The following is a 25,991-nucleotide window of genomic DNA, read 5'->3' as shown; positions in this document are numbered from 1 at the left end:
CTGCTGCTACCTAGTTGGGAGGGGCGGCACTGACGGAGGGGAGGCACCATGGCCAGGCACGCAGGTTCGGGGTCTGGTTCGGCTGGTCCACCCGATGCGGAAACGGTGCGGCTGGATGCACGGGTCTACGGCATGGTGCAGGGCGTGGGCTTCCGCTACTGGACCATGGGCAAAGCCGAAGAGCTAGGCCTCACCGGGGAAGTCAGGAACCTCAATGACGGCTCCGTCGCCCTGGTTGCCGAGGGGCCAAAGTGGAAAGTTCACGAACTCCGCGAATGGCTGAACTCGGGCGGGACGCCCGGCCGGGTGGAGCGGGTGGAGGACGCGCTCTCACCGGCAGAAGGTAACTACCGGGGCTTCAGCGCCCGTTGAACTTACCTGCCGGATTGAGCCGGACGCTTCGTCCCCTCCGCTTCCGGCCGGGGGCTCAGCCCGATGAACGCCCCCAGTTCCTCCAGCGCAGCAGGCCTGTGCGGCATGTAGCTGGTGAGTTCGGGGGAGCGGATAATTACTGCCCGCCATTGCCCGCGTGACACAGCAACATTGATCCGGTTCCGGTTCAGCAGAAACTCGGCGCCCCGCGGCGCCTCGGCCACCGCTGAGCAGGCCATGGACACGAGCACCACGGGCGCCTCCTGGCCCTGGAACTTGTCCACCGTCCCTACCCGCACCTCCGGCAGACCCGCTTCTTCCAGCGCTTTCCGGATCAGGTGGACCTGGGCGTTGTAGGCGGCCACCACCAGGAGATCCTGCTGGTCCAATGGCCGGGATTCGCTGTCCGCGCCCGGCTTCCACTTCAGTCCGAGGTGCCGCCGAGCCTGGTGCACTACCTCAGCGGCTTCCTCCCTGGAGGCGGTGGTGTTGCCGGTGTGCTCAACGAACACGGTTTCGACGCCGGGCGGCAGGTCTTCGAGGCTGCGCAGGGATGCGGCGGGCGCGGACTGCAGCTTTCCCTCGTAGCTGAGCCGGGAGACGGCGCGGCAAAGCTCGGGATGCATCCGCCAGCTGTCCGCCAGGAAGTAACCCAGCGTCGCGGGCAGGGTTGCGTGCCCGGCGGCCAGCCAGCCAAGGGCCGACTCGTCCACCGGTTCGGGGTGCGCACCTTGGCTGACCTGGGGAAGCTGCTGCGGATCACCCAGCAGGAGCAGGCGCTTGGCCGCACGGGACACCGCCAGGGTGTTGGCCAGGCAGAACTGTCCCGCCTCGTCTATCACCAGCAGGTCCAGTGAGCCTGCTGGGACCTCTTTGCCGGTCATGGTCCATGCAGTTCCACCCACCAGGCAACCACCGTCGGACTCGAGAAGTTGCGCAACATCACCATCTCCGGCCAGGCTCCAGGGGACATAGTGTGGGGTGTTCAGCTTCTTGGCCACGACTGCCGGATCAACCCCGCCGGTGGCGATGGCACAGCAGAGCAGGTTCTCCACCACGTTGTGCGACTGGCCCACCACGCCGATCTTCCAGCCCTCGGCCACCAGCCTGCCGATGACGTGGGCGGCCACGAACGTCTTCCCGGTTCCGGGAGGGCCCTGCACCGCCAGGTAGGAGCAATCCAGGTCCCTGAGCGAGGCGGTGATGGCGGTTGCATAATCCGCCGTGCCCCCGTTGCCATGCAGGAGGTCCGCAGGGCCCGGCAGACTGCTGAACCGTGGCGGCTGTTTGCGGAGGATATCCAGCCCGGGCTGGGCGGGCAGGGACGGCAGAGTTGAACCCACGGTGCGGGCGATCTCGGCGATGGCAGTTTCGATGCTGGCGGTGGCGAGATGCTGGTCCTCCGTCAGTGCCACCGGCAGGTGCGGGTACGCGGCAACCTTGCCTGACTCACGCTCGGCAATGGTGATGATCGTGTGCTCAGGGTTGTCAGGCGCCGGCGCCACTTCGCTGATCCTTGTACCGAAGGAGAAGGCCCGGGCGCCGGGAGCAGCGTCAGGGGCGGCCATGCCGTCCGGCGGCGGAGCGTCGTAGAGCCGGCACCACGTGGAGTCCGCGCGAAAATCGGAGCCCTCGGTCATGGTCCCCCGGAGCCGAAGGACGCGCGTGCGCATGCGTTCACGGGGCTTCGCCAGGGCCCAGTCCGACGTGACCTCGGCCGAGGACACCAGGAAGACGTTCCGCTGGTCCGACCAGGTGTCGACGGGTGCCTCCACCCGGTCGAAGTGCTGCCACCAGAATTGCTTGCGCTCGCGCCGGTGGTAGCCGGTGGCAGCGGCCACCAGGGCGATGGCGCGTTCGTCATCGGTCCAGGGCCGGTCGTCCGGCAGGTCCGCCAAATATTCGCGCAGCCTGCTCTCCTCCGGAGTTTCCTCTGCGGGCGCAGGGCGCTCAGGGTGACCTGCCGGCATGGACCCGGCAGGACCCCCGGCAGCAGCTTCATCTGCCAGGGGTTCTGAGGCAGCCGCGCCGCCGGCGGCTGCCTCCACCTCCAGAAGCCAGTCCCGGAGGCGAAGGGTGGAGAGGCAGTCGTACTGGTTGTAGTCCGAGATGGAAGCCAGCACCTTGTCTGCTTCGGCATGGTGGCCGGCGTCCCGGGCCGCACAGTACGCGGCGTATGCCACCACGGACGCTCCGGCATCTTTAACGTCGCCGGAGCGCAAATTGCTGCCCATGTAGAGCGGTTCGAGTTTCTTGATGGAGTAGGAGGACTCCGAGATCCTCAGCGAATGCCGGACTGTGGCGTAAAGGTCCACCAGCAGCCCCTGCCGCAGCCAGTTGTCCACCGTCTCTTCCCCTGCCTGGTGGGCCAGGGAGAGGTTGCGCAGCGCCGTCTTTTCGTACGCGGCATAGTGGTAGACGTGCATGTCCGGGAAACGGGACCGCCGCTCCTCCACATACTCGAGGAAATTGAGGAAGGCGCGGCGCTCTTCACTGCGGGAGTGCGCCCAGAATGGACGGAACACCGGTTCCCCGGCGTCACCGGCAACGGGTGCCTCCACCACTCCAAACAGGTACTCGATGCCCCAGGCGCCGGTCGCAGGATCCTGCCACAGGGGGTCGCCCTCGAAGTCGAAAAAGATGTCACCGGGGCTGGGCGGCGGGAGTTGCCCAATGGTGTTCTCCGGCAGGACCGTGAATGACACTGTGTGCGGCTTGCCGTCCTTGGTGAAGGTCCGGGAACCAGCCACGGCGTCCAGGCCCAGCTGCATCCTCGCCTGCGCCCGCAACCGGACCACGGAGTTCCTGGCATCTTCGGCGGGCATGGCGGCGAGCTGGTCGATGGTGGTGATGTCCTGTTCGTGGAGTTTCCTCCGCTGAACCACGGACATTCCCGCCACCATCAGCAGGTCCCGGTGCACCTGCACCTGCTCGGCGCAGTAATCACACCGGCCGCAGTGAACCACTCCGGGCTGCTGCCACTGCACACCGGCATCCGCAGCCCGGTGCTGCGCAGTCAGCTCGCGGAAGCGCCGGCGTCGCTCACGGAACACGGGCCACAGGTCCGGAAGCGAATGGCTGCTGCGGAGCCAGTCCCCGCCCACGCGGGTGCCCAGGACCAGGGTCACCACCGGCGAGGGCTGGAGCCCCATCCCCAGCAGCTGGTCGCCGTAAGCCGCCAGCTGCAGCAGCGCGCCCACCTTTGCATGGCGGGCGAGCTTTGTGTCCCAGACCTCGTAACGGCCGGGGTCTCCCGTTCCAGCGGCTTCATTGACCAGGAAGTCCGCGTAGCCCAGGAACTCCCCGTCGAAGAAGGTTGCCTGGAACACCACGTCAGCGCCGGACCGCAAAGCAAGCTCGGTTTCCGCATGCTTGGCCTGCAGATCCGCGCGCAGGTTCTGGCCGCGCTCAAGCGAATAGACGCCACCGCCGCGGCTTGCGTCCCATTCGCCATACTTGTCGATCAGGCTGGCCAGCACCGTTTGTTCGTGCCGGTCGCCCAGCTGGCCGGCACGGACCTGCATCTCGTCGGCCGGGAACGCGGCCCTGGGAGAACGGCCAAGCTTTTCGTCCAGGATCCGAAGCGTGCGGTACTCACATTCGCTGGCGGCCACCAGATCACTGGCGGAAAAGACCAGGTCCGGCGGCGCACCGGCATTTGCAGCATCAAGCAGGAACACGGAACCTCCCCATCGACAGCCGGGCTGTAAAGACCAGAGCCTGAAACGTCAGGCCGCGGGACGGTTTCCCTGGCCATGGTTCAAACGTAGCAAGGGGCACCGACAAAACCGCCGGGCTCCAAAAGCAGCCAGCAGCAAGTGTCGTTTTCGCGGGTCAGTTCTCCGCGGCCGCCCGCACCTGGGCTTTGTCGTGCTCTGCATGGGCCTTGCGCAGCTGGTCCAGGAACTCGGTTTCGTTTCGGATGAGCTTCTTGTACTTCTCGGGGAGCTTACGAATCTGGTCCTCCTCACGGCACATCGCGGCGAAGATCTTGTCCCGCTCGTTCATGTCCGTCTCGTAATTGAGGTCCAGGTATTCGATGGCGTGGCGCCGGGCGCCGGAGACGGCGTTCTTGGCCTTGCCCTTGGGGCTGAAGATGGACGCCAGAACCGTGACCACCAGGACGCCGAGGATCACGCCGAGGGAAACGCCGGTACTGACTTCCACCACGTTGACGTGCTGGCCGTCGTTGATGAACGGCAGGGTGTTTTCGTGCAGGGCGTGCAGAATGAGCTTCACGCCGATGAAGCCCAGGATGGCGGCCAGGCCGTAGGACAGGTAGATCAGCCGGTCCAGCAGGCCGTCAATCAGGAAGAACAGCTGCCGCAGGCCCATCAGTGAAAACGCCGTGGCCGTAAACACGATGAACACGTTCTGGGTGAGGCCGAAGATCGCCGGAATGGAGTCCAGGGCGAAAAGGATGTCCGTGCCGCCGATGGCCACCATCACCAGGAGCATCGGGGTGAGGACGCGCTTGCCGTTCTCCACGGTGAAGAGCTTGTCGCCGTCAAAGTGTGCCGACGCCGGAAGATACTTCTTGGCGAGCCGGACCACCAGGCCTTCGGAGTCGTCGTCGTGGCTGTCCGGTTTGAGCAGGTTGCCGGCTGTGACCAGGAGGATCAGCCCGAAGATGTAGAACACCCACGCGAAGCTGTTGATCAGCGCGGCGCCGAGGAAGATGAAGCCGGTGCGGGCAATGAGCGAAAAGACGATGCCGAACAGCAGCACCTTTTGCTGGTCAGCGCGGGGCACTCGGAAACTGGCCATGATGATGAGGAACACGAACAGGTTGTCCACGGACAGCGCCTTCTCCGTGATGTACCCGGCAAAGTATTCCGCGCCCATGGTGGTTCCGCCGAACACCAGCACGCCGAGCCCGAAGAGCAGGGCAATGCCCACATACAGGGCCGACCAGATGGCTGATTCCTTGAGCGACGGCGTGTGGGCCTTGCGCACATGGAAGAAGAAGTCGAAGGCCAGCAGGCCAACGATCCCAATGACGGTCAGGGTCCAGACAAACGGAGATACTTCCACGCGGCGGGCCTTTCGTTGGAGTCTCCTTCCAGAGTACCCACCTATGCAGGCTTGAGGAGTTCGTTTTCCACGACCGCGGTACGCGAGAGGGTCTTGTATCCCTCATGCTCAAACAGCACCGTGATCACGTCGTCCTCGTGCCGCATCACCAGCCCAGGGCCCCACTCTTTATGGACCACGGCTGACTGGAGCGGGAACTGTTCCTCCGCTTCGCCGGCCCCGGCCGCCCCGCCGTCGTCGGCTGCAGGGTAGGCAGGCTGCTTCCCCTCGTTATCGGTGCAGGCATCACAGTTGCCGCAGGGCTCGGGCAGGTCCTCGCCAAAGTAGCCCAGCAGGAACTGGCGCCGGCAGCTGTCCGTTTCGGCGTAGGCGCGCATCATGGTGAGCCTGGACTGGTCCACGCGCTGCCGGGCCTCGGCGAGTTCGACGGCGTCCTGCACCAGGGTGGACAGCTTCGCCTTGGAAGCCAGGCGGACGCCGCGCCTGCCGGACGTGACGGCGCTGGTTTCCTCCAGCTGGTTCACCAGTGAGGTGATGCGCCGGGCCGGCAATCCCGTGAGCTCCGCCAGGGACGCCTTGGGGGCGGGCGTGCCGGCTGACTTGAGTACGTTCAGCACGGCAAGGAGTGAATCAGGATCGGGGGAGTGCGTTGCGAAGAACTTCCGCAGGCCAAGGTCCTCGGAGCGGTAGTGCAGGACGGCGGATGCCGGCTCCCCGTCCCGTCCGGCCCGGCCGATCTCCTGGTAGTAGGCATCAAGCGACTCGGGGATGTCCGCGTGGACCACGAAGCGGACGTTCGGCTTGTCGATTCCCATGCCGAAAGCGGTGGTGGCAACAACGACGTCCAGCTGGTTGTCCAGGAACTGTTCGTGGATGTGCTCCCGGTCCCCGGCGGAACGGCCGGCGTGGTAGGCCTCGGCGCGCAGCCCCTCCTCGCAGAGTTTTGCCGCGTACTTCTCGGTGTCCTTCCGGGTGGCCGCGTAGAGCAGGCCCTGTCCGTCGCGACCCATTGCGGCCACTTGCTCCAGCAAGGCGTTTCGTTTGCCTTTGTCCTCCTGGTGGCGGACAACGTCCAGGCTGATGTTGGGCCGGTCGAAGCCGCGCACCAGCACCAGCTGGTCCTTCATCCCCAGCCGCTCCACGATCTCATCCCGGACCGGGGGCGAGGCTGTGGCGGTGAGGGCGGCGACCGGAGGATTGCCGAGCCGTTCCCGGACGTTGCCGAGGCTCAGGTAGTCGGGGCGGAAGTCATGGCCCCAGGATGAGACGCAGTGTGCTTCGTCCACCACGAACAGGGAAATGTCCAGGGCTGCAATGCGTTCCACGGTTTCCTGCTTGGCGAGCTGTTCGGGGGCGAGGAACAGGAAGGTTGCCTTGCCGGTTTCGGCTGCCTGCCACGCGGCCTCCACCTCCGAATCGCTGTGGGAGGAGTTGACGGCGACGGCGGCGTTCTCGCCGAGGTCGCCGGACAGCCCGTCCAGCTGGTCCTCCTGGAGGGCTATGAGCGGGGACACCACGACGGCGGGCCGTCCGGTGGTGTTGTGCAGGTGCTGCGCCGCGACCTGGTAGATGGCGGACTTGCCGTAGCCGGTGGGCATGACGGCCAGGACGTCGCGGCCGTCCACCAGGGCGGACATGCCGGCCAGCTGGCCGTTACGGAGACTGGGCAAGGAAAAGGAGGACGCCGCAAGGGCGGCAAGGGCACGATCGTCGGACATTTGAAGGGCGGCTCCGCACTGTGGGTCCTGCGGCCGCTTGCTTCAGCCTAGTTAACCAGCTTACGCCAGCCGGGGGCCGCCGTCGTCCGTCTGGCCGGCGCTGGCCCACATGGAGGATGTGCGGGGACGGCAGGGGAGGCCACCTCCTTGACTTACCAGGCGCCCTGAACAAGTGTGGAAAGTGACCGATCCGCCGGTGTGCCGGCACCTGATCGGGCCGGAGGAACCCGAGGAGACCAGCCGTGACGCGAAAGAATCCTGAAGTCGAAGAGGCCGACGAATCCGAGATTGAGGTCAGCGGACACCCCAAGACCTGGGCAGCCGGCGTGCCGGGTGTCTACCACTCCATGCAGCCGGCGCTGAAGCACATGGGGCTGGAACGGTCCCGGAAAACGCTGCTGGCGCTGAACCAGAAGGACGGGTTCGACTGCATGAGCTGCGCCTGGCCGGACCCGGGCCACCGCAAGACCTTCGAGTTTTGCGAGAACGGTGCCAAGGCGGTCACCTGGGAGGCCACCCCCGTGGTGGTCGGCTCGGAGTTCTGGGCTGAGCATCCGGTCAGCGAACTGCGGGAGCGCTCCGAGTACTGGCTCGGCATGCAGGGGCGCCTGACGGAGCCGGTGTACAAGCCCGCCGGCGAAGACCACTACCGGCCAGTCGGCTGGGACGAGGCTTTCGGCATCATCGCGGACAAGCTGAACTCGCTCCCCAACCCGGACCAGGCGGCGTTCTACACCAGCGGCCGAACCTCCAACGAGGCCGCGTTCCTGTTCCAGTTGTTCATCCGCGGCTACGGCACCAATAACCTCCCGGACTGCTCCAACATGTGCCACGAGTCCTCCGGCTGGGCGATGGGCCAGACCATCGGCGTGGGCAAGGCCACCGTTTCCTACGACGACTACGCCAAGGCGGACCTGATCATCATCATGGGCCAGAACCCGGGCACCAACCATCCGCGGATGCTCACCGCCCTGGAGGATGCCAAGGAAGCCGGTGCCAAGATTGTTGCGGTCAACCCGCTGCCCGAGGCCGGCCTGATGCGCTACAAGAACCCGCAGAAGGTCAAGGGCATCATCGGGCACGGCACAGACCTGGCGGACCAGTTCCTGCAAATCCGGATCGGCGGGGACATGGCGCTGCTGCAGGCGGTGTCCAAGCGGGTCCTTGACGCAGAGGCCGCCAACCCTGGAACCGTGCTGGACCATCAGTTCCTCGAAGAGCACTGCGAGGGGCTGGAGGAATTGAAGGCGCACCTTGCCACGCTGGACGAAGCCACCGTCCTTGAGGCCACCGGGCTGCGCCCGGAGGAGATTGACGAACTCGCAAGCCGCTACCTGAACGCCGACAAGGTGATCATCACCTGGGCCATGGGGATCACGCAGCACAAGAAGGCCGTGGCCACCATCAAGGAGATGATCAACCTGCTGCTGCTCCGCGGCAACATCGGCAAACCCGGCGCCGGTGCCTCGCCGATCCGCGGCCACAGCAATGTCCAGGGCGACCGCACCATGGGCATTTGGGAGCAGATGCCGCCCGCGTTCCTCGATGCGCTGGGCAAGGAGTTCAGCTTCGAACCGCCCCGGACCCATGGGGCCGATGCGGTGGAAACCATCCGGCAGATGCGCGACGGCGGGATCAGGGTTTTCATCGCCATGGGCGGCAACTTCGTGGGCGCCATGTCGGACACCCGGGCTGCCGAAGCGGCAATGGCGAACACCGAGCTCTCCGTACAGATTTCCACCAAGCTCAACCACTCCCACACCGTGACCGGCGCCGAGGCCCTGATCCTGCCCACCCTGGGCCGGACGGAGATCGACCGGCAGGAGTCCGGTCCGCAGTTCGTCTCCGTGGAGGACACCGTCTGCGCCGTCCACCCTTCCCACGGAACCGTTGAACCGGTGGCACCGGGGCTGCTGTCCGAGGTGGCGATCGTGAGCCGGCTGGCGCAGCGGGTACTGGGCGACCGGATCACGGCGGACTGGGCAGGATTCGAAAAAAACTACGACCTCATCCGCGAGCACATCTCCCACGTGGTGGTTGGCTGCGAGGACTACAACCGGAAGATCCGGCAGGAGGGCGGCTTCGTCCTGCCCAACGGGCCCCGCGACTCCCGCACGTTCCATACCCCCACCGGCAAAGCGATCCTGACGGTGAACGAACTTGAGTACGTCCAGCGGCCGGCCGGGACGCTGATCCTGCAGAGCATGCGCTCGCATGACCAGTTCAACACCACCATCTACGGGCACAACGACCGGTACCGCGGCATCAAGAAGGGCCGCGAGGTGGTGTTCGTGAACCCGGCGGACCTGGCTGAACTTGGGCTGGAAGACGGACAGCACGTGGATATCCACGGCGTGTACGAGGACAACGTGGAGCGGGTGCTGCGGAACTACCGGGTGGTGTCCTACCCCTCCGCCCGGGGATGCGCCGCCGCCTACTACCCGGAGGCCAATGTCCTGGTGCCGCTGGAAAGCGTGGCGGAGGGAAGCCAGACGCCTGCGTCCAAGGCGGTCATCGTGCGGCTCGAGCCGGTTGCGGTGCGGCAGGAAGAGCCGTCCGCCACAGGATAACCACGGCGGGGGATGCCTCCCGGGACAGCTACTGGGCCGTGTCCGCCCAGCCCTTGCTGGCGGGACCGCCCTCGTGCCCGTCGTCGCACAGCTGCAGGGCCGTGTCCGCTGCCTTTGCCACCGCGGCGGCGGCATTCTCCCGGGTGCCGGCGCTGCCTGTCCCGGCTTGGAGGCCGGCCGCGTAGCCAACCAGGAACGTGGTCACCGGGGCCGCCGCGTGGATTACCGAGTCAGCCGACCTCCGCGCCAGCTCCAGCATCAACTCGTGGTCCACGTCCAGGTCCAGGATCTGCAGGGCCTGGGCCAACCGGTTGCTCCATTGGTCCAGGACCTGGGCCTCGTCCTCGCTGACAGCCATTTCCGCTCCAATCGTTTGCGCGCCTGCTGTGTCCGCTGCCGACACTACAAGGCTTCACGCCGGAAGTCACCGGATCTCCGGAACCCCCTAACCCAAATCAGGGTAGCCCCCGCCCCTGAAGACTCTGGAACTGCCTTCCCACCCTGCCTAGACTGGGCGAACCCCTAACTGGGAGCAATCTGTACCTGACGCCGAATGATCAGGAAAGAGCCAGCCGATCAGGACAGGCACTTCCCACGGGGAGCATCACCTACCAGTAATCATGGCCGCCCCACAGGGTAAGCGCCTGACAACAGGAGAAACAGATGGCAGGGAACAAAGCAGTTGCCTACAAGGAGCCCGGCAAGGTTGAGGTGATCGACGTCGATTACCCCACGTTCGAGCTCAAGGACGGGCCTGGCGTTAATCCGGCAAACGTCGGACGCACGGTCAATCACGGCGTCATCCTTAAAACAGTGGCCACCAATATCTGCGGCTCGGACCAGCACATGGTGCGCGGCCGCACCACCGCACCCACCAACCTGGTGCTCGGCCACGAAATCACCGGCGAAGTGGTGGAAGTGGGCCGCGACGTCGAGTTCATCAAAGTCGGGGACCTCTGTTCAGTGCCGTTCAACATCGCGTGCGGCCGCTGCCGGAACTGCAAGGAGCGCAAGACCGGCATCTGCCTTAACGTGAACCCGGACCGCCCGGGCAGCGCCTACGGCTACGTGGACATGGGCGGCTGGGTGGGGGGCCAGGCCAACTATGTGCTGGTGCCCTACGCCGACTGGAACCTGCTGAAGTTCCCGGACAAGGACAGGGCTATGGAGAAGATCCTGGACCTGGCCATGCTCTCGGACATCTTCCCCACGGGATTCCACGGTGCCGTTAGCGCAGGGGTTGGTGTTGGTTCCACGGTGTATGTCGCAGGTGCAGGTCCTGTTGGCCTCGCAGCGGCGACTAGCGCACAGTTGCTCGGTGCCGCCGTCGTGATTGTCGGCGACCTCAACGAGGAGCGGCTGGAACGGGCCCGCAGCTTTGGCTGCGAAACGGTGGACCTCACCAAGGGCGAACCCAAGGACCAGATTGAGCAGATCCTCGGCGTGCCCGAGGTGGACTGCGGTGTTGACGCCGTGGGCTTCGAGGCGCGCGGCCACGGCAAGGGAGCCCAGGAAGCACCCGCCACGGTGCTTAACACCCTGATGGACATCACGGCTGCGGGCGGTGCCCTTGGCATCCCCGGCCTGTATGTCACGGGCGACCCGGGCGGAATCGACGAGGCCGCCAAGAAGGGCTCCCTGAGCCTCAGCCTTGGCACAGGCTGGGCAAAGTCGCTGAGCTTCACCACCGGCCAGTGCCCGGTGATGAAGTACAACCGGCAGCTGATGATGGCCATCCTGCATGACAGGGTCAGCATCGCCAAGAACGTGAACGCGAAGGCGATCACGTTGGAGGAGGCGCCGCAGGGCTACGCCGAGTTCGACGCCGGCGCGGCCACCAAGTACGTCCTCAACCCAAACGGCTACCTGAGCTGATACCGGCGGCGGACGGTGGTGTCCGGCAGCGGGGACAGGTGCGGAAATAGGTGGCCATCAGCCGAGGTTAAGCTAAAGGACACACCGCATCGAAGGAGATCCCCTTGAGTGACATCACCGTCCGCCACAACCCCGGCCGCGACCGCTTCGAAGTCCTGGACGCCGGCAACGTCATCGGCAAGGCCGCCTACAAGGAGTACGACGGCGGCGCCTCACCGCAGCGGATCTTCTACCACACGGTGATCAATGAGGAATACGGCGGGCAGGGGCTCGCGGGGCAACTCGCCATGGTGGCGCTGGAAGAGACGGTGAAGGCCGGCCGGGGCATTGTTCCCGTGTGCCCGTTCGTCAAGAAGTTCCTCACCAAGCACCCGGAGTACGCAGGCAATACCGTCCGGGTGGCCCCGGCGCACCTCGAGTTCCTGGACTCCGCCCTGGCCGCTGCCCGCACCCGGGCCTGACACCAAGACTCACAGCCGGTCCGGTTTCGAGGCGCAGTTTGGTTTCGAGGCGCAGTTTCACCTTCCATGTGCAGGCTTCCGGGCGCACCCGGAATATAAGCCGCGCCGGGTAACGGGCGCGTCCCGGGCATGTTTTGCGCAGCGGTGCGAGGCGCGCCGGAACACGCTGGCCGGCCTTTCAGGGAGCTCCCAACCTTCGATGATCTAATCGGCGTCACATCGGCGCGCTGGGCGGGCCGAATGCTGCAGTGATCATCGAGTTGTGACAGGAGCCCCGTATGCCGGTGCACCCAGTACAGCCGCGGGCAGGGCAGCCTGTCCGGCCAGCACGCCGTGGGCGGAGAAATGTGGCACTGCTCCTTTGTGCCGTGGCGTTGGTGATTGCTGCCATTGTGGTGCTTGCCGTCGTCCGGTCGGAGCCCACCCGGAGCCGTGCGGAGACGGTACCGGCAGCTGCCCCCGAGGATCCGATCGCTGTGGCCCCGGATTCGCTGAAGGACAGCATCGAATCAATACTCGAGGACAACCCGGATTACCGGATCGGGCTTGCCCTGGCCGACGTTTCCGGCGATGCCGCGCTCGCCTTCGGGGCTCAGGAAGTTTTCGCCGCCGCCAGCACCGCGAAGATCATCACGGCCGCAGCCTACTACCACCTGGTGGAAGACGGGGAAGCGCGCATGGATGAACCGCTGGGGGACTACGACGCAGCCTTCCAGCTTGAAGCGATGGTGAACGAGAGCAACAACGACTCGTGGCTGCTGCTGATGGATGCGGTGGGCCATGAACGGTTGACGGAGTACGCAGCTTCCATCGGCGTCACCTACGACCCCGAGGAGAACCTGCTGACTCCTGCGGAGATGGCGCTGGTGCTCAAGCAGCTGTACGCCGGAGACCTGCTGAACCCGGACAACACCGCCCAGCTGCTCGGCTATATGCAGGACACCAACAACGAGGAACTGATTCCTGCCGGCTCCCAGGCCGGGATCGAGGTCTTCCACAAATACGGGGAGATCGGCGGCGAACTGCATGATGCCGCCGTCCTTTCCTATCGCGGTTCCACCTTCGTGCTGGTGATTTACACGGAGAATTCGGACGGCGCGCAAGATCCGGGCCAGGCCGACGTCATCCGGGAACTCACTAAAGTCGTGGAGAAGGCCCTGTTCCCGCCAGTGCAGCCGGGGAACCGGGCACCGTAGATCAGCAGAGTCGCTAACACCCGGGCCGGTGCAGCAGACTGTTTCCGTGAGCAACAAACCCCGGACTGCCCTGGCCCTCGCAGGCCTCAGCCTGGGCAGCGCCTTGAATCCGCTCAACTCCTCAATGATCGCCGTGGCCTTGGTGGTGCTCCGCGCGGACTTTGGGCTGGACGTTGCCGCCGTTACATGGGTGGTTACGTCCTTCTATCTCGCCTCGGCAGCGGGCCAGCCGGTAATGGGCAGGCTTGCAGACCGCTTCGGACCCCGGCGAATGTTCATGCTTGGCATGGCGCTGGTGGCAGTGACCTGCGCCTTGGCCCCGCTGGCACCGAACTTCGCGCTGCTCTGCGTGGCCCGCGCAGTGATGGCGCTTGGTACGGCCACCGCCTACCCGAGTGCCGTGGTGATGGTGGGTGCCATCGCGCACCGGGCCAAGGTAGAGCCGGCACGGCCGCTGGGCAGGCTGCAGATGGCCAATACCTCTGCCGCGGCCATAGGCCCGGTGGTGGGTGGCCTGCTGGTGGGTTTCGTAGGCTGGGAAGCCCTGTTCCTAGTCAACGTCCCGCTGGCGCTGGCCGCGCTGCTGCTCGTGCGCCGGGCCGCTCCGCCGGACGAGGCCCGGGAGCGGGGCAGCGTGGCGGAGTTGGTGCGGGACTCGGACATCCCGGGGATCCTGGCATTCGTGGCCGCGCTCCTGCTGGTGATGATGGCCGCCCTGAACGTGGCCCCGGACCTACGCTGGTGGATGCTGGCGGCCGGGACAGTCATCGGCGCAGTGTTTGCGTGGCGCGAACTGCGCTTCAACCGCCCGTTCCTGGACCTGAGGCTGCTGGGACGCAACCGGCCCCTGATGCTCATCTACCTGGCGTTCGCCGTGTTCAGCAGCGTCTATTACTTCGTCTTCTTCGGCCTGCCCCAGCTCCTGCAGGAGGCCGGCGGCTACGGTCCCGGCGTGGTGGGCCTGCTGATGCTGCCGCTTGCCGGCCTGTCCGTCCTGGCCACACCGTGGGCGGTGAAGGCCATGGGGAGGTATGGGGTGCGGCGGGTGCTGCTCGCCGGCGTCGTCCTGTTGACCCTGGTGGCGGCGCTGATGTGGCTGCTCACCGGCACCCTGGTGATCCCGCTGGTGGTGGTGTTGACTGCCCTGATGGGCGTTCCGTACGGAACCGTGGGCATCGCCACGAACCAGGGCATGTTCGTGTCCACCCGGCCCCAGGAACGAGGGGTGGCGGCCGGCATCTACCAGACCTGCCGGTACGTCGGTGCCATCACCGCAACCGTGATGATCGGCGTGTTTGCCGGCGGCGGCGTGGACCAGGGCAGCTGGGCCCGGATGGTGCTCGCCATGCTGGTGCTCTGCCTGGTGACGTTCGCCGTGAGCCTGCTGTGGAGGCAGCGGACGGACTAGCCTGGCCGCACCCACACCGCCTGCGGACGGGTTTATCGTGGAGGTATGGACTCTCCAAAGGTGCAGCTGTACTTGGATATCGCCGCCAAGGGCCTGTGCATCGTCGGCGCCGCCCTGATGATTTTTCTCCGAGGCGGATGGTTCTACGTCGGGGTGGTGGCCATGGTCCTGGGCGTGCTCCTGATGGGCGGCTCGCTGTTCGCCAGCCGCAACCTGCGCGGCCGCCGGTGGGACGGCACGCGCCGGACCTGATCCGGCGCGCGCTCTGCCCCGCCGCCACGGCCCCGCTGCCCCGCGCCCGCCCGTTCGAGGGCGGCGTCCACGGGCGCCATCGAAGGTGCTGGCCGCCGTCGGGCGTCCTAGCCGTACATCAGCGAGCCCGGCGTGGTCAGCTTCTCGCCGGTTTCCAGCCAGGTCTTCAGGCCGGAGAGGATCATGGGCCAGCCGCCGTAAAGCTGCTCGTTCGCTCCGTCGCGGAGGTCGCTGTGGGTGACGGTAAGCCGGCAGGAGTCCCCTACCGGCTCGATTTGCCAGGTGACCTTCGAGGTCCCCTCTGCCTTCACGTCCTCGCCCCACAGTGCGCGCATGGTCTGCACAAGCCAGCGGGGCGGGTCCACTTCCAGGTTTTCGCCCTCGCCCAGCGGGGCGCCGGCTTTGGCATTGTTCATGGTGAAGCTGCTGCCCGGGGTCCAGTCCGTGTCGATGGTGTTCCCGAACTGGTACTTGCTGCGGATCTCGCTGTCCGTGATGGCTTCCCAGAGCCGTTCCGGGGTTGTTTTGATATAGATTTCGAAGATCTTTTCCATGGGACTTTCCAATCTGGATTTGAGGTCGCTGAGGCCAGCGGCCCATGGTTCTGCATATTTGCCCACCCACCGGTCGTGGATAAGCCGGATGGGCACCGGGTTCAGGAAGTGCAGCTTTTCCCGCCCCCGACGCCGGGTCACCACCAGGCCTGCCTCCTCCAAAAGCCTGAGGTGCTTCGCGATGCCGAAACGTGTCATGTCGAAGCGGGCCCCCAGCGCACCCAGCGATTGGCCGTCCTCGCGGAACAGTTCATCGAGGAGGTCCCGGCGGGTGGGATCGGAGAGTGCTTTGAACACTTCGTCCATAGGAAAATGATAGGTGACCATTCGGTCACCTATCAAGAGCCTAGTTGCGCGAAGCCAGCGTCTGGTCCCGGTCCTGGAACACCTCATCCCCTGGTCCGGTGAAGGCGCGGGAGCGCTGGACTGCCTCGATCGATCCGGTGAACAGCTGTGACTCATGCGGGTCGGCAGGCTGCCGGGCACCGGCGGCAGCGGGCGAACCCAGCCCGCGCAGTGGCTGCTGGCGGCGGGCGGGAGTGCCGCCGTCGGACGCTGCCTCGGTCCAGCGCTGTTGCGGGAGGGCCTGCGGATGGCCCTGCTGCAGGAAGCCGACCATGGCCTCGCGGATGAGGCAGCGGAGGTCGAACAGGGCGGCGCTGTCCGCGGCGCTGACCAGGATCCGGACCCGGACGAAGCCGCCGGTGGCGTCGGTGATCTGCAGGATGCCCACCCGCTCGTCCCACAATTCGGTGCCGGCCAGGACCCTGCGCAGTTCGGCACGCATGTCCTCCACGGGGGCACGCCAGTCGAGGTCGAACTCCACCGTACCCATCACCTCTGACTGGCGGCGGGTCCAGTTTTCAAACGGCGTGGTGGTGAAGTAGGTGGAGGGCAGGATGAGGCGCCGGTCATCCCAGATATGGACCACCACGTAGGTGAGGGTAATTTCCTCGATGCGGCCCCATTCCTTCTGGACCACCACCACGTCATCAACACGGATCGCGTCAGTGAACGCGAGCTGCATGCCCGCGAAGACGTTCACCAGCGAGGTCTGTGCGGCCAGGCCGGCCACGATGGAAATGACACCTGCGGACGCCAGCAGCCCGGCGCCGAGGGCCTGGATGGCCGGGAAGGTCAGCATCACCGAGCCGACGGCGAGCACCACCACCAGCGCCACGCCGATACGCCGGGCCAGGATCATCTGCGTGCGCAGCCGACGGGCCCGCCGGTTGTCCGCCACATCCACGCTGTAGCGGCCCAGCACCACCGCTTCGATAATCAGCAGGATGGCCACGGCCAACCACCCCAGCGAACCGATGAGCGCGATCAGCAGCAGATGGTCGACGGCGCTGTGCCAGCTTTCGCCAGCGGCCGTGAGTCCCAGGGCGGTCCGGACGCCGATGAGGCACAGTGCCAGCCGCAGCGGCTGGCGGGCAACCCGGGACGTGGCCTGGAGTTCAGGGCGCCTGCGGTTGAGGCGGAGGATTATCTTGCGCAGCAGCCAGGACAGGACCAGTCCGGCGGCCACTGCCAGGGTGACGGCAATGAAGGGCATGGCGGGATTTAGTACGTCTTGCATCCTTTAACGTCTATCAATCCGCCGGCCCGAGCCCGAAACCGGCGCCAGTGGTGGCGTGTCCGTCCCTTCCAGCCCGGTTGCCCGGCGCCCACCGGCCTTGATGCCCGCCGAAAACGCCTGTGCGCGCGGATTCCAGGTTCCCGGGAATCGGTGGGCGCCGGAGCAACTGGGCTGGAACGCCCGCCGCGAAGCGATAATGTGCTCCGTGATGACTGAAAAGGGAGCGGCAGATCGCGGCGTTCCACTCCGGTTGGCCTGCCGCCGCCGCTTCCGGCAGCTTCCCCCGTGGCGGTCTTAACAGCCAGGCCTCTTGGCGGTAGGTCGATCGTGTCAGCAATCAGGCTTTGGTGTCCTGTGTGAGCAGGCCGCTGGGCTTGGACGGCAGCCGTCAAGCAGTGCGCGGCCCTCATCGAACATTCGAGGGTGGCGTCATGGCACACAACTCTCCGCTTACCCAGGGCAAGGGGACCAGCCCCTCGCCTGGACCCGAAGGCCGCAGGGCTCCCTGGCGGATCGAGGGTATGCCCGCCAGGACCGGCGACGACGGCCAAAGCGGCGGGCGCGGGCAACGTCTCAGGCCCTGGATCTGGCTCGCCGCGCTGTATTTGGGCTTCTTCCTGATCTTCTCCTTCCAGGACCGGGCGGCCGCCCCTGAGGCTGTGGCTTATTCCGAATTCAAGGCCCAGGTGCAGGACAACAACGTCGCCGAGGTTTTCTCCCGCGGCGACACCATCGAGGGCAAGCTGCGGCAGGAGAGGCCGCTGCCAGGGAACGAGGGCCAGAACTACATCCAGTTCGTCACGGAGCGGCCAACGTTCGCTGAAGACAATCTCTTGGCCGCGCTGGAAGCCAACGACGTAACCGTCCGGGCCACCCCGCTGGTGCAGGAGCGGGGCGTTCTGGTTAACCTGCTGATCTCCATTGCACCCATTGCGCTGCTGGTGCTGTTCTACCTGTGGCTGTTCAAGCGGCAGGCGGGGATGTTCGGGATGGGTGGGTTGGGCGGTCTCGGGAACAAGAAGTTCCAGCCGGTCAATCCCGAGAAGATCCGCGTCACCTTCAAGGACGTGGCGGGGATTGACGAGGTGGAGGGCGAAATTTCGGAAGTGGTGGACTTCCTGAAGGGGCCGGAGAAGTACCAGGCCATCGGTGCCCGGCCGCCCAAGGGCGTTCTGCTCAGCGGTCCGCCCGGCACCGGCAAGACGCTGCTGGCGCGGGCGACGGCGGGGGAGGCCGGGGTGCCTTTCTTCCACGTGAGTTCGTCCGAGTTTGTGGAGATGGTGGTGGGCGTGGGGGCCAGCCGGGTGCGGGAGCTTTTCCAGGCCGCCCGGGAGGCCGCGCCGTCGATTATCTTCATCGATGAGATCGATGCGATCGGCCGCAAACGCGGCGGCTCCCTTGCCGTCGGCGGGCATGACGAGCGGGAGCAGACCCTCAACCAAATCCTGACGGAGATGGACGGCTTTTCCTCGTCCGAAGGGGTGGTGGTCCTGGCGGCCACCAACCGGCCAGATGTGCTGGACCCCGCACTCCTCCGCCCGGGCCGCTTCGACCGTTCCATTACGGTGCACGCTCCGGACCAGGCGGGGCGATTGCAGATCCTCCAGGTGCATGCCCGCAACGTCAAGCTCGACGCCGGCGCGGACCTTGAAGCACTCAGCAGGGCCACGCCAGGCATGACCGGCGCTGAACTTGCGAACCTGGTCAATGAAGGCGCGCTCCTGGCGGTCAAGCGGGGGCACGAAGCGGTGAACCAGCGGGACCTGCTGGATGCCCTGGAGAAGGTGCAGTTGGGCACGGTGCGCAACGTTGTGATGCCGGCGGAGGAACGACGGCGGACCGCCTACCACGAGTCCGGCCATGCGCTGCTCGGGATGCTGGAAGAAGGCGCGGACCCGGTGCGCAAGATCTCCATCATTCCCCGCGGCCGGGCACTCGGCGTCACTCTTTCCACCCCTGATACCGACCGCTACGGGTATGACGAAAACTACCTGCGCGGGAGGATCGTCGGAGCCCTGGGCGGGATGGCGGCCGAGCGGCTGGTGTTCGGGGTGGTCACCAGCGGTGCCGAAAGCGACCTGCAGACCAGTACGCAGCTGGCCAGGATGATGGTGGGCCGCTGGGGAATGTCCCCCCGGATTGGCCCGGTCCAGGTGCTGCCCGAGGAAGGCGACCCCCGCGCACTGGGTGTCTCTGAAGGCATGCTGGACCTCCTGGCAGACGAGACACGCACACTGGTGGACCAGTGTTATGACCGTGCCCTGGCACTCCTGCGGGAGAACAGGTGGCGCCTGGAGTCGTTGGTGAAGGAACTGCTGGCCAAAGAGAGCCTGGATGAGCAGGAGATCTACGCCGCGGCTGGCCTGGAACGCCGTTCTGGCACACCCGCTCCAAGCGGGGCCGCCCCGATGCACCAGAGCTGAGGGGCCGCCAAACGCGCCTTGGCTAGGCGGTCTCGTCCACCTTTTCTGGAATCGGCCGCGGCTCGAGCCACACCCGCTCGCGGGAGCCCGGCGGGTAAGCGTACCTCTTGCCGGCGATCGTGATCACCAAGGCAACAACCACCGGCAGTGCGGCAGCCACGGGGACCAGCAGCGGCCCGGCAAGCACCAGCGCGGCAGAGCCGTAGAGCGCGCCCACGGTAATGCCGAGCTGGATGGTCAGCACCGTGAGTCCGTTGGCGGCCTCGCTGTAGTCTCCGCCGGCGCGAAGGATGGCGGACTGGTTGTAGATGCCGATCGCGCCGAGCCCGGCACCCCATACGGTCATGAGGACCAGGGCCACGGCAAGGTTGCCCGCCGCAAGAGGCAGGAACGCCATGGACAGGGCGATGGCCGCCGTCGTGATCAGCAGCGAGCGGCGGGGCCGGGAGTCAACGGTGAGGCCGGCGACCCAGATGCCCAGCAGCCCGGAGCCGCCCAGGACCGTCAGTGACAGGCTGATGGCGTAGTCGGGGAAACCTGCCTCGCGGATGAACGGCGCGATGTAGGTGAACAGCGCGAAGTGCGCCAGAATCAGAAGCGGCCAGGCAACGGCCACCGACTTGACCCCCGGCTGGGCAATGGCTTTCCGGAGTGAGGGGCGGACGGCGTCGGAAATGCGCTGGACGCGGGGCAGCAGGAAGAACGCGAGGACCGTCAGGACCAGGCCGAAGCCTGCGAGCACCATGAACGCGGCGCGCCAGCCGAGGAATCCGCCCAGCGCGGTGCCCACGGGCGCGCCGATGGCCAGGCCCAAACTGTTGCCGCTGAACACGATGGCCAGTGCCCTGCCCACCTTGTCCGGCGGAACCACCTTGGTGACGAACGGGGCCATGGTGGTCCACAGCAGCCCGTGCGCCAGGCCGCCCACCAGTCGGGCGATCATGGCGGCGGTGAAGTCGGGCGCCAGCCCCACCATGGCGTTGCTGGCGGCGAAGGTGAGGACTAGCCCCACCAGCAGCGCATGCCGGGGTACCTTCCCCAGCAACCGGGCCGCCGGAACCACCGTGACCACGATGACCGCGGCGTACGCTGCGGCCAGGTACCCGGCCACCGGCTCGGACACATTGAGGCCGCTACTGATCTGCGGCAGCAGCCCGGACGGCAGGAGCTCGGTGGTGATGGCGGTGAAGGCGATGGTGGCAAGGACCAGCATCGCGGCGTACGGAAAACGGGCAGGCGCCGGCGCGGAAATCGCGGAAGACATGGGGGGAGTGATCCATTCACGGGGAGGGGCTGGAACCCGGCTCTGCTCGCCCGACAATTCCTCCGTTTAAATTTACAGGACATGAGGTGCTGATTCTGACGTTGACCGCCCCGAGACTCGCATGGGCTGAAACGGTAGCTGTTGCTTCCGTAAGGAATTACCGTGGGGATGGACAGGACAATCGAAGGCGTTCCGGCAACGGAAGCAAGGGAGAACAAGTGGAATTCTTAGGACTGCCCAAGCACAAGCCCGTGGTGGCCGCGTGAGCGCCCCGCTGCGGGTCAGCCTGCCCACGCAGGAGCTGGTGGACGCACTGCAGCCACGTGACGGCGTCGAACTTCTCGTGTGGGACTTTTCCGGGCCTGCTCCCGCCGAACGGCTGGACATCGTGGTGCCGCCGTACATGCGCGGGCCGGAGGTGCTGGCGGCGCTCAAGTCCGTGGACATTGGCCTCATCCAGAGCCAGTCCATAGGGTACGACGGCGTGGCGGACGTCCTGCCGGATGGTTCCGTTTTCGCCAACGCGGCAGGCGTGCATGAAACGTCGACGGCGGAGCTTGCCGTGGGGATGATGATTGCCAGCCAACGGGGAATTCCGGACTTCGTCCGGAACCAGTCCTCCGGCGTCTGGGACAACGCCCAGCGCCCCAGCCTGGCCGACCGGCGCGTGCTGCTGGTGGGCTACGGCGGAGTGGGCAAGGCCATCGAGGCCCGCCTGCTGCCGTTCGAAACCGACGTCACCCGGATGGCGAGCCGGTCCCGCGAGGACGCCGCCGGCACGATTTATGGGATCGATTCGCTCTATGAGCAGCTGCCGCTGCACGAGATCGTGGTGGTCAGCGTTCCCCTGAGCGACGACACCCGGCAGCTGGTGGACGCAAAGTTCCTGGCCGCGATGCCGGACGGGTCCCTGCTGGTGAACGTGGCCCGCGGTTTGGTTGCCGACACCGACGCTCTGCTGGCGGAGACGTCCTCCGGGCGTTTGCGCGCAGCCCTTGATGTTACCGATCCCGAGCCCCTGCCCGGTGACCACCCGCTGTGGACCACGCCCGGCGTCCTGATCACTCCACACGTGGGTGGAGCCAGTTCGGCAATGTTCCCGCGAATGGTCCGGTTAATCCGCAAGCAGATCGGGCTGATGCTGGAAGGCAAGGAACCGGTGAACGTGGTGCTGGGCTAAAAAACTGGCTGGCCGCTTACCGGCAGGGCGGGATCAGGAATCAGGAAGAGCGGGAAGCAGGAAGTGGGTATCGCGATGCGGAAGATCATCCTGCAGAACGCAGTGTCCCTGGACGGGTTCTTCGAGGGACCCGGCAGGGACATCAGCTGGCACCGGGTTGATGAGGAACTGCACCAGCACATGAACGATGAACTCAGTGGTGTGGGTGGCTTCATCGCGGGGCGGGTGACGCACGAGCTGATGGCCGAATACTGGCCGGCAGCAGACCAGAATCCGGAGAGCAGTCCCGCCGAGGCCGGGTTCGCCCGCATCTGGCGGGAAATGCCCAAGTACGTCTTTTCCCGAACCCTCACTGAGGCGCCGTGGAACACCACCGTGATCGCCGACGTCGTACCTGAACAGATCGCGGAACTGAAGGCGCAGGCCACCGGCGACCTGGTGATGAGCGGGGCGGACCTTGCCGGAACATTCATGCGGCACGGCCTCATTGACGAGTTCCGGATCTACGTCCAGCCCGTGGTGATAGGCCAGGGGCGGCGAGTGTTCCAGTCGCCCGATTTCACCGTTGACCTGAATTTGGTGGAGAGCCGGAGCTTCGGCAACGGCGTGGTCCTGCTGCGCTACGAGGCTTCGGGCGTTCCCTCAGCTGCGTCTGCTTAGGCCACCGGCTCGCTCTTCCTGCGGAACACGATCCGGAGGTGGTCCCGGAAGCGGAGACTGTTCCTGCGGCTGACAATGACCACGGCGGCGACGGCTGACAGCAGGACAACCGCACCTCCGACGGCCACTGACCAGCGTGCGCCGAACTCGGATCCGATCCACCCCATCAGTGGTGCCCCCACCGCGGTTCCGCCCTGGAGGATTGCCAGGTACAGGGCCAGCACGCGGCCGCGGAACTGTGGTTCCACGGAGAGCTGGATGCTGGTGTTGCAGCTGTTCAGGAAGGTAATGGACGCGAGGCCCACCGGGATCAAGACCACGGCGTAGAGCCAGAACGACGGCGAGACGCTGGCCAGGAGCGTGAACGCGCCAAGTCCGAGCGCGCCGCCCAGCAGGAACCGCAGCCGCGGGCCGGCGCGGCGGGCGGCGAGCAGCGCTCCGGCGAGGGTGCCTACGGCCATGATGGAGCCGAGGAGTCCGAACTCGCCAGGGCCGACGCCGAACTCGGTGGTGGCCATGAGGGCGTTGGTGATGGGGAAGTTCATGCCGGCGGCGCCGAGGATGCCCACCAGGACCATGATCATCACCAGGTCGGGGCGGCGGCGCACGTAGTTCACGCCCTCGGCCACCTGGTGTTTGCCGCGGCCCGCCTGGGCTGCGGGAGCCAACCCTGCCGTGCTGATGAGTAGCAGGGAGATGATGACCGCGGCGTAGCTGGCAGCGTTGAGGAGGAACACCGGGCCGGTGCCCACCCAGGCGATCAGGACGCCGGCGATGGCCGGGCCGGTGAGCCGGGCGGTGTTGAAGGACGCGGAGTTCAGGGCCACGGCGTTGGGAATGTTGTCCTGCCCCACCAGTTCGGAGACGAAGGCCTGGCGTGCAGGGGCGTCGATGGCGCTGGCGACGCCTAGGCAGAGGGCAACCAGGTAGGCATGCCAGAGCTGGGCCGTTCCGGTGACCACCAGGAGTCCGATGGCGAGTCCGGTGATGAGCATCGCCAGCTGGGTCCAGAGGAGGATGACGCGCTTGCGGTAGCGGTCGGCCAGCACTCCGCCGTAGGGCCCCAGCAGCAGCATGGGGAGGAACTGCAAGGCGGTGGTGAAGCCGACGGCCGCGCCGTCGTGGTTGGTGAGCACCGTGAGGACAAGCCAGTCCTGGGCGATCCGCTGCATCCACGTTCCGATGTTGGACACCAGCGCCCCGCCGGCCCAGATGCGGTAGTTGCGGTTTTCGAGCGCCCGGAACATGGCGTTCATTTGCCGCTCATCTCCTGCATGATATGCGCCGCCCGGCTCAGGGTTTCCCGGTCCTCCTCGCTGAGTCCTGCCACCCTTTGGGCGAGCCAGGCGGTGCGCTGGTCCCGGGCTTCTGCAAGGACGGCACGGCCCGCATCGGTAATGTCCACGTGGACCTGCCGCCCGTCGTCGGGATGCGCGGAGCGGGTGGCAAAACGCTGCTCGACGAGGGCGTTGACGATCCGCGTCATGGACGGTGCCTGCACGTGCTCACTTTCCGCCAGTCCGCGGAGGGTTTGCGGTCCGTTGCCATCGAGGAGAGCCAGGACTGTGTATTGCCCCGGTGTGATGACGTCGCCTGTTGCCTCCACGCGGAGCCGGCGGGAGGTGCGCATCACGGCCGTTCGGAGTTCGATGGCCAGGGTGTCCGGCTGAATGGAGTCTTTCGTTGCCAGTTCGCTTGCTCGGGCCGGAGTCATGTGGCGGGTGCGCCTCCTAGGTACTTAGCAGTGCTAATTAGTGCTGCTAACCATTATGCTCCTACTTGCCAAGGGCGGCAAGCGGTTTGGGGAGGCGCAGCGGGGGCTGGTTGAGCGAACCCAGGCGGCGTAAGCTCTGGTGCACCATGACGGAACAGCAGCCTTATGAGTTGGTCCGGCGCTACCCCCACTTCGAACTGCGCCGCTATCCGGCGTACCTTGTGGCCGAAGTAACGGTCAATGAGTCTTTTGGCCGTGCCGGCAACGTCGCCTTCCGCCACCTGTTCAACTACATCAGCGGGAGCAATACGGCACGGCAAAAGCTGGCCATGACCGCACCGGTGATCCAGGAACCCGGACCGCCGCAGAAGCTGCCCATGACCGCGCCCGTACTTCAAGCCGGACCTCTGCCGGGGGCCGATGCGCCTGCTGAATATACGGTCGCCTTTGTTCTGCCGGCAGGCGTGACGGCCGAAACGGCGCCGGTGCCGACTGACCCTGAGGTGAAGGTGCGGGCGGTACCGGGGGCGCTGGCAGCAGTTGTGCGCTTCTCAGGCGGCGGCTCGGCAGCTGCCTTCGGCCGCCGGAACCAGGGGCTGCAGGCGGCGCTGACCCTTGCCGGGCTGACGCCGGTGGGACCGCCACGGTTTGCCCGCTTCGACCCGCCGTTCAAGCCCTGGTTCCTGCGCCGCAATGAGGTGGTGCAGGACGTGCAGGAGCCGGCAGAAGCGCAAGGGACGCCGGGGACCTGACCGGCAGCCGGACTTTCTGACAGACGGCCCGCCCGTGCCTCTACTGTCGCTGACGGCACCTCTGGTTAGGCTGGGGCATGGACTACGTTCTTCGCCACGCCACACCCGAGGACGCAGAAGCCGTGGTCCTCATGCACACGCTGGCGCATGAGGAAAGCTACGGCCACTTGCTGTCGCCCCACTTTTTCGCCGCCCGCCGTAAGGCAATTCCGGAACGCGTGGATCGGCGTCGACCCTATCTCGAAGGCCCTGGCCCGCGGATTCTTGCCCTGGACGCGAACAATGAACTGGTGGGCCTGGCCGACGCCGGCACGGGCCGTGAAGACGATCCGCCAGCTCCGCTGGAGCTGTACTCCATCTTTGTCCTCAACAGGGCGCAAGGGAATGGACTGGGGCAGGCGCTCCTCTCGGCCGCGCTCGGGGATTCGCCGGCATACCTGTGGGTGCTGGAGGCGAACGTACGGGCCCAATCCTTTTACCGCCGGCAGGGCTTCCGGCTGGACGGAGCGCGCGGAGTGCTGCCATCCGAGTGGGAAAACGTGCCGGAACTAAGGATGGTCCGGGACTGACGCGGATGGCATCCGTGGATTCCGGAATGTCTGACCCCCTTGGGATGATGTGGGTATGGGTGAGGCGGCAGTGGCGGGGGCGTTCGCGGCGATTGGTGGCGCCCTTGCTGTGTTGAATGCCGAGCTGGATGGTTCTGGTCCGGAGGTGTTGTTGGAGGCTGATCCGTTGGCGGGCCTGGCCGAGGGCTGCCTGGACATCCTCGGCGGCGATGCTGGGGTGCAGGCCAAGGTTGCCGGGCTGGTGGCCAGGGCCACGGGGACGTATGCGGACGCGGCACGGGCGGCTGCTCCGCCTAATGCCCCGGTGCAGGCGATGGAGATGGCGATCGCCGCGGAAATCGGCTGCGTCCTGGCCATCAGTGGCCGGGCTGCCGGCGCGCTGCTCGCCCAGGCCCATGCCCTGATGA

Annotated in this window: 21 protein-coding genes and 1 pseudogene; 13 read left to right on the top strand and 9 right to left on the bottom strand. The window is 66.2% G+C overall.

Translation table 11 applies throughout. The features are described from left to right. The first annotated feature begins 48 nt into the window (after nucleotides 1-48). A complete protein-coding gene (locus FDW84_RS13530; protein WP_138610058.1) occupies nucleotides 49-372 on the top strand; it encodes an acylphosphatase in 324 nt (107 codons plus the stop codon). A gap of 2 nt (nucleotides 373-374) precedes the next feature. On the opposite strand, the gene FDW84_RS13525 is transcribed toward FDW84_RS13530, so the two are convergent. The 3 genes from FDW84_RS13525 to FDW84_RS13515 form a co-directional block, all read right to left on the bottom strand. After that, nucleotides 375-4,052, bottom strand: coding sequence for a TM0106 family RecB-like putative nuclease (locus FDW84_RS13525; RefSeq protein WP_138610057.1), 3,678 nt, complete (start codon nucleotides 4,050-4,052; stop codon nucleotides 375-377). Between the two features lie 154 nt (nucleotides 4,053-4,206). Continuing rightward, nucleotides 4,207-5,406, bottom strand: coding sequence for a TerC family protein (locus FDW84_RS13520; RefSeq protein ID WP_138610056.1), 1,200 nt, complete (start codon nucleotides 5,404-5,406; stop codon nucleotides 4,207-4,209). Nucleotides 5,407-5,447: 41 nt separating this feature from the next. After that, nucleotides 5,448-7,124: a RecQ family ATP-dependent DNA helicase gene (locus tag FDW84_RS13515; protein WP_138610055.1), complete on the bottom strand. Its 1,677-nt coding sequence runs from the start codon at nucleotides 7,122-7,124 to the stop codon at nucleotides 5,448-5,450. A gap of 242 nt (nucleotides 7,125-7,366) precedes the next feature. On the opposite strand from FDW84_RS13515, the gene FDW84_RS13510 reads away from it, so the two are divergent. After that, nucleotides 7,367-9,694 (top strand): FdhF/YdeP family oxidoreductase, encoded by a 2,328-nt coding sequence (locus FDW84_RS13510; RefSeq protein ID WP_138610054.1) that lies wholly within the window; start codon nucleotides 7,367-7,369, stop codon nucleotides 9,692-9,694. 28 nt (nucleotides 9,695-9,722) lie between these two features. On the opposite strand, the gene FDW84_RS13505 is transcribed toward FDW84_RS13510, so the two are convergent. Further along, on the bottom strand, nucleotides 9,723-10,052 hold the full coding sequence (locus tag FDW84_RS13505) for a DUF6457 domain-containing protein (RefSeq protein WP_138610053.1): 330 nt from the start codon (nucleotides 10,050-10,052) through the stop codon (nucleotides 9,723-9,725). A gap of 305 nt (nucleotides 10,053-10,357) precedes the next feature. Here FDW84_RS13505 and fdhA point away from each other — a divergent pair, with 305 nt between their 5' ends. The 5 genes from fdhA (at nucleotide 10,358) to FDW84_RS13480 (ending at nucleotide 14,886) form a co-directional block, all read left to right on the top strand. Further along, nucleotides 10,358-11,569 (top strand): formaldehyde dehydrogenase, glutathione-independent, encoded by a 1,212-nt coding sequence (fdhA, locus tag FDW84_RS13500; RefSeq protein ID WP_138610052.1) that lies wholly within the window; start codon nucleotides 10,358-10,360, stop codon nucleotides 11,567-11,569. A gap of 104 nt (nucleotides 11,570-11,673) precedes the next feature. Beyond that, nucleotides 11,674-12,030, top strand: a complete 357-nt coding sequence (locus tag FDW84_RS13495) for a GNAT family N-acetyltransferase (RefSeq protein WP_138610051.1) — start codon at nucleotides 11,674-11,676, stop codon at nucleotides 12,028-12,030. Between the two features lie 347 nt (nucleotides 12,031-12,377). Next, complete coding sequence (locus tag FDW84_RS13490) at nucleotides 12,378-13,226, top strand: serine hydrolase (protein WP_240721513.1); 849 nt, start codon at nucleotides 12,378-12,380, stop codon at nucleotides 13,224-13,226. Nucleotides 13,227-13,272: 46 nt separating this feature from the next. Then, nucleotides 13,273-14,634: an MFS transporter gene (locus FDW84_RS13485; RefSeq protein WP_138610049.1), complete on the top strand. Its 1,362-nt coding sequence runs from the start codon at nucleotides 13,273-13,275 to the stop codon at nucleotides 14,632-14,634. 45 nt (nucleotides 14,635-14,679) lie between these two features. Further along, complete coding sequence (locus tag FDW84_RS13480) at nucleotides 14,680-14,886, top strand: hypothetical protein (RefSeq protein WP_138610048.1); 207 nt, start codon at nucleotides 14,680-14,682, stop codon at nucleotides 14,884-14,886. 107 nt (nucleotides 14,887-14,993) lie between these two features. Here FDW84_RS13480 and FDW84_RS13475 read toward each other — a convergent pair whose 3' ends face one another. Continuing rightward, a complete protein-coding gene (locus tag FDW84_RS13475) occupies nucleotides 14,994-15,746 on the bottom strand; it encodes an ArsR/SmtB family transcription factor (protein ID WP_138610047.1) in 753 nt (250 codons plus the stop codon). Nucleotides 15,747-15,786: 40 nt separating this feature from the next. After that, the gene (locus FDW84_RS13470; RefSeq protein ID WP_240721512.1) at nucleotides 15,787-17,022 is read right to left on the bottom strand and encodes a mechanosensitive ion channel family protein; all 1,236 of its coding nucleotides are present in this window, start codon (nucleotides 17,020-17,022) and stop codon (nucleotides 15,787-15,789) included. 431 nt (nucleotides 17,023-17,453) lie between these two features. Here FDW84_RS13470 and ftsH point away from each other — a divergent pair, with 431 nt between their 5' ends. Beyond that, entirely contained in the window at nucleotides 17,454-19,445 is a 1,992-nt protein-coding gene (ftsH, locus tag FDW84_RS13465) for an ATP-dependent zinc metalloprotease FtsH (RefSeq protein WP_138610046.1), read from the top strand. A gap of 22 nt (nucleotides 19,446-19,467) precedes the next feature. Here the strand turns inward: ftsH and FDW84_RS13460 are convergent, their stop codons facing one another. Next, nucleotides 19,468-20,709, bottom strand: a complete 1,242-nt coding sequence (locus tag FDW84_RS13460) for an MFS transporter (RefSeq protein ID WP_138610045.1) — start codon at nucleotides 20,707-20,709, stop codon at nucleotides 19,468-19,470. A 262-nt stretch (nucleotides 20,710-20,971) separates the two neighbouring features. On the opposite strand from FDW84_RS13460, the gene FDW84_RS13455 reads away from it, so the two are divergent. Continuing rightward, complete coding sequence (locus FDW84_RS13455; RefSeq protein WP_138610044.1) at nucleotides 20,972-21,889, top strand: 2-hydroxyacid dehydrogenase; 918 nt, start codon at nucleotides 20,972-20,974, stop codon at nucleotides 21,887-21,889. A 63-nt stretch (nucleotides 21,890-21,952) separates the two neighbouring features. Then, nucleotides 21,953-22,549, top strand: coding sequence for a dihydrofolate reductase family protein (locus FDW84_RS13450; protein WP_240721511.1), 597 nt, complete (start codon nucleotides 21,953-21,955; stop codon nucleotides 22,547-22,549). Here FDW84_RS13450 and FDW84_RS13445 read toward each other — a convergent pair. After that, nucleotides 22,546-23,805 carry an MFS transporter gene (locus FDW84_RS13445; RefSeq protein WP_138610042.1) on the bottom strand — a complete coding sequence of 420 codons (1,260 nt, stop codon included), beginning with the start codon at nucleotides 23,803-23,805 and terminating at the stop codon, nucleotides 22,546-22,548. The genes FDW84_RS13450 and FDW84_RS13445 overlap by 4 nt on opposite strands. Beyond that, on the bottom strand, nucleotides 23,802-24,263 hold the full coding sequence (locus tag FDW84_RS13440; protein WP_138610041.1) for a MarR family winged helix-turn-helix transcriptional regulator: 462 nt from the start codon (nucleotides 24,261-24,263) through the stop codon (nucleotides 23,802-23,804). The genes FDW84_RS13445 and FDW84_RS13440 overlap by 4 nt, the downstream gene beginning before the upstream one ends. A gap of 146 nt (nucleotides 24,264-24,409) precedes the next feature. Here FDW84_RS13440 and FDW84_RS13435 point away from each other — a divergent pair, with 146 nt between their 5' ends. The 3 genes and pseudogenes from FDW84_RS13435 to FDW84_RS13425 all read left to right on the top strand — a co-directional run. After that, nucleotides 24,410-25,015 (top strand): SOUL family heme-binding protein, encoded by a 606-nt coding sequence (locus tag FDW84_RS13435; RefSeq protein ID WP_138610040.1) that lies wholly within the window; start codon nucleotides 24,410-24,412, stop codon nucleotides 25,013-25,015. Between the two features lie 77 nt (nucleotides 25,016-25,092). Continuing rightward, the gene (locus FDW84_RS13430; protein WP_138610039.1) at nucleotides 25,093-25,584 is read left to right on the top strand and encodes a GNAT family N-acetyltransferase; all 492 of its coding nucleotides are present in this window, start codon (nucleotides 25,093-25,095) and stop codon (nucleotides 25,582-25,584) included. A gap of 55 nt (nucleotides 25,585-25,639) precedes the next feature. Further along, nucleotides 25,640-25,991: pseudogene (locus tag FDW84_RS13425) on the top strand (endonuclease); the annotation flags it as partial.

It is taken from the genome of Pseudarthrobacter sp. NamE5, assembly GCF_005796225.1.
Classification (GTDB): Bacteria; Actinomycetota; Actinomycetes; order Actinomycetales; family Micrococcaceae; genus Arthrobacter.
This window is presented reverse-complemented; position numbering and strand designations above follow the sequence as displayed.

Coding starts and splice junctions, on each gene's coding strand:
- FDW84_RS13440 (WP_138610041.1), bottom strand. CDS start 24,263: ATGACTCCGGCCCGAGCAAGCGAACTGGCAACGAAAGACTCCATTCAG.
- FDW84_RS13475 (WP_138610047.1), bottom strand. CDS start 15,746: ATGGACGAAGTGTTCAAAGCACTCTCCGATCCCACCCGCCGGGACCTC.
- FDW84_RS13445 (WP_138610042.1), bottom strand. CDS start 23,805: ATGAACGCCATGTTCCGGGCGCTCGAAAACCGCAACTACCGCATCTGG.
- ftsH (WP_138610046.1), top strand. CDS start 17,454: ATGGCACACAACTCTCCGCTTACCCAGGGCAAGGGGACCAGCCCCTCG.
- FDW84_RS13480 (WP_138610048.1), top strand. CDS start 14,680: ATGGACTCTCCAAAGGTGCAGCTGTACTTGGATATCGCCGCCAAGGGC.
- FDW84_RS13515 (WP_138610055.1), bottom strand. CDS start 7,124: ATGTCCGACGATCGTGCCCTTGCCGCCCTTGCGGCGTCCTCCTTTTCC.
- FDW84_RS13505 (WP_138610053.1), bottom strand. CDS start 10,052: ATGGCTGTCAGCGAGGACGAGGCCCAGGTCCTGGACCAATGGAGCAAC.
- FDW84_RS13470 (WP_240721512.1), bottom strand. CDS start 17,022: ATGCAAGACGTACTAAATCCCGCCATGCCCTTCATTGCCGTCACCCTG.
- FDW84_RS13435 (WP_138610040.1), top strand. CDS start 24,410: ATGACGGAACAGCAGCCTTATGAGTTGGTCCGGCGCTACCCCCACTTC.
- FDW84_RS13430 (WP_138610039.1), top strand. CDS start 25,093: ATGGACTACGTTCTTCGCCACGCCACACCCGAGGACGCAGAAGCCGTG.
- fdhA (WP_138610052.1), top strand. CDS start 10,358: ATGGCAGGGAACAAAGCAGTTGCCTACAAGGAGCCCGGCAAGGTTGAG.
- FDW84_RS13460 (WP_138610045.1), bottom strand. CDS start 20,709: ATGTCTTCCGCGATTTCCGCGCCGGCGCCTGCCCGTTTTCCGTACGCC.
- FDW84_RS13530 (WP_138610058.1), top strand. CDS start 49: ATGGCCAGGCACGCAGGTTCGGGGTCTGGTTCGGCTGGTCCACCCGAT.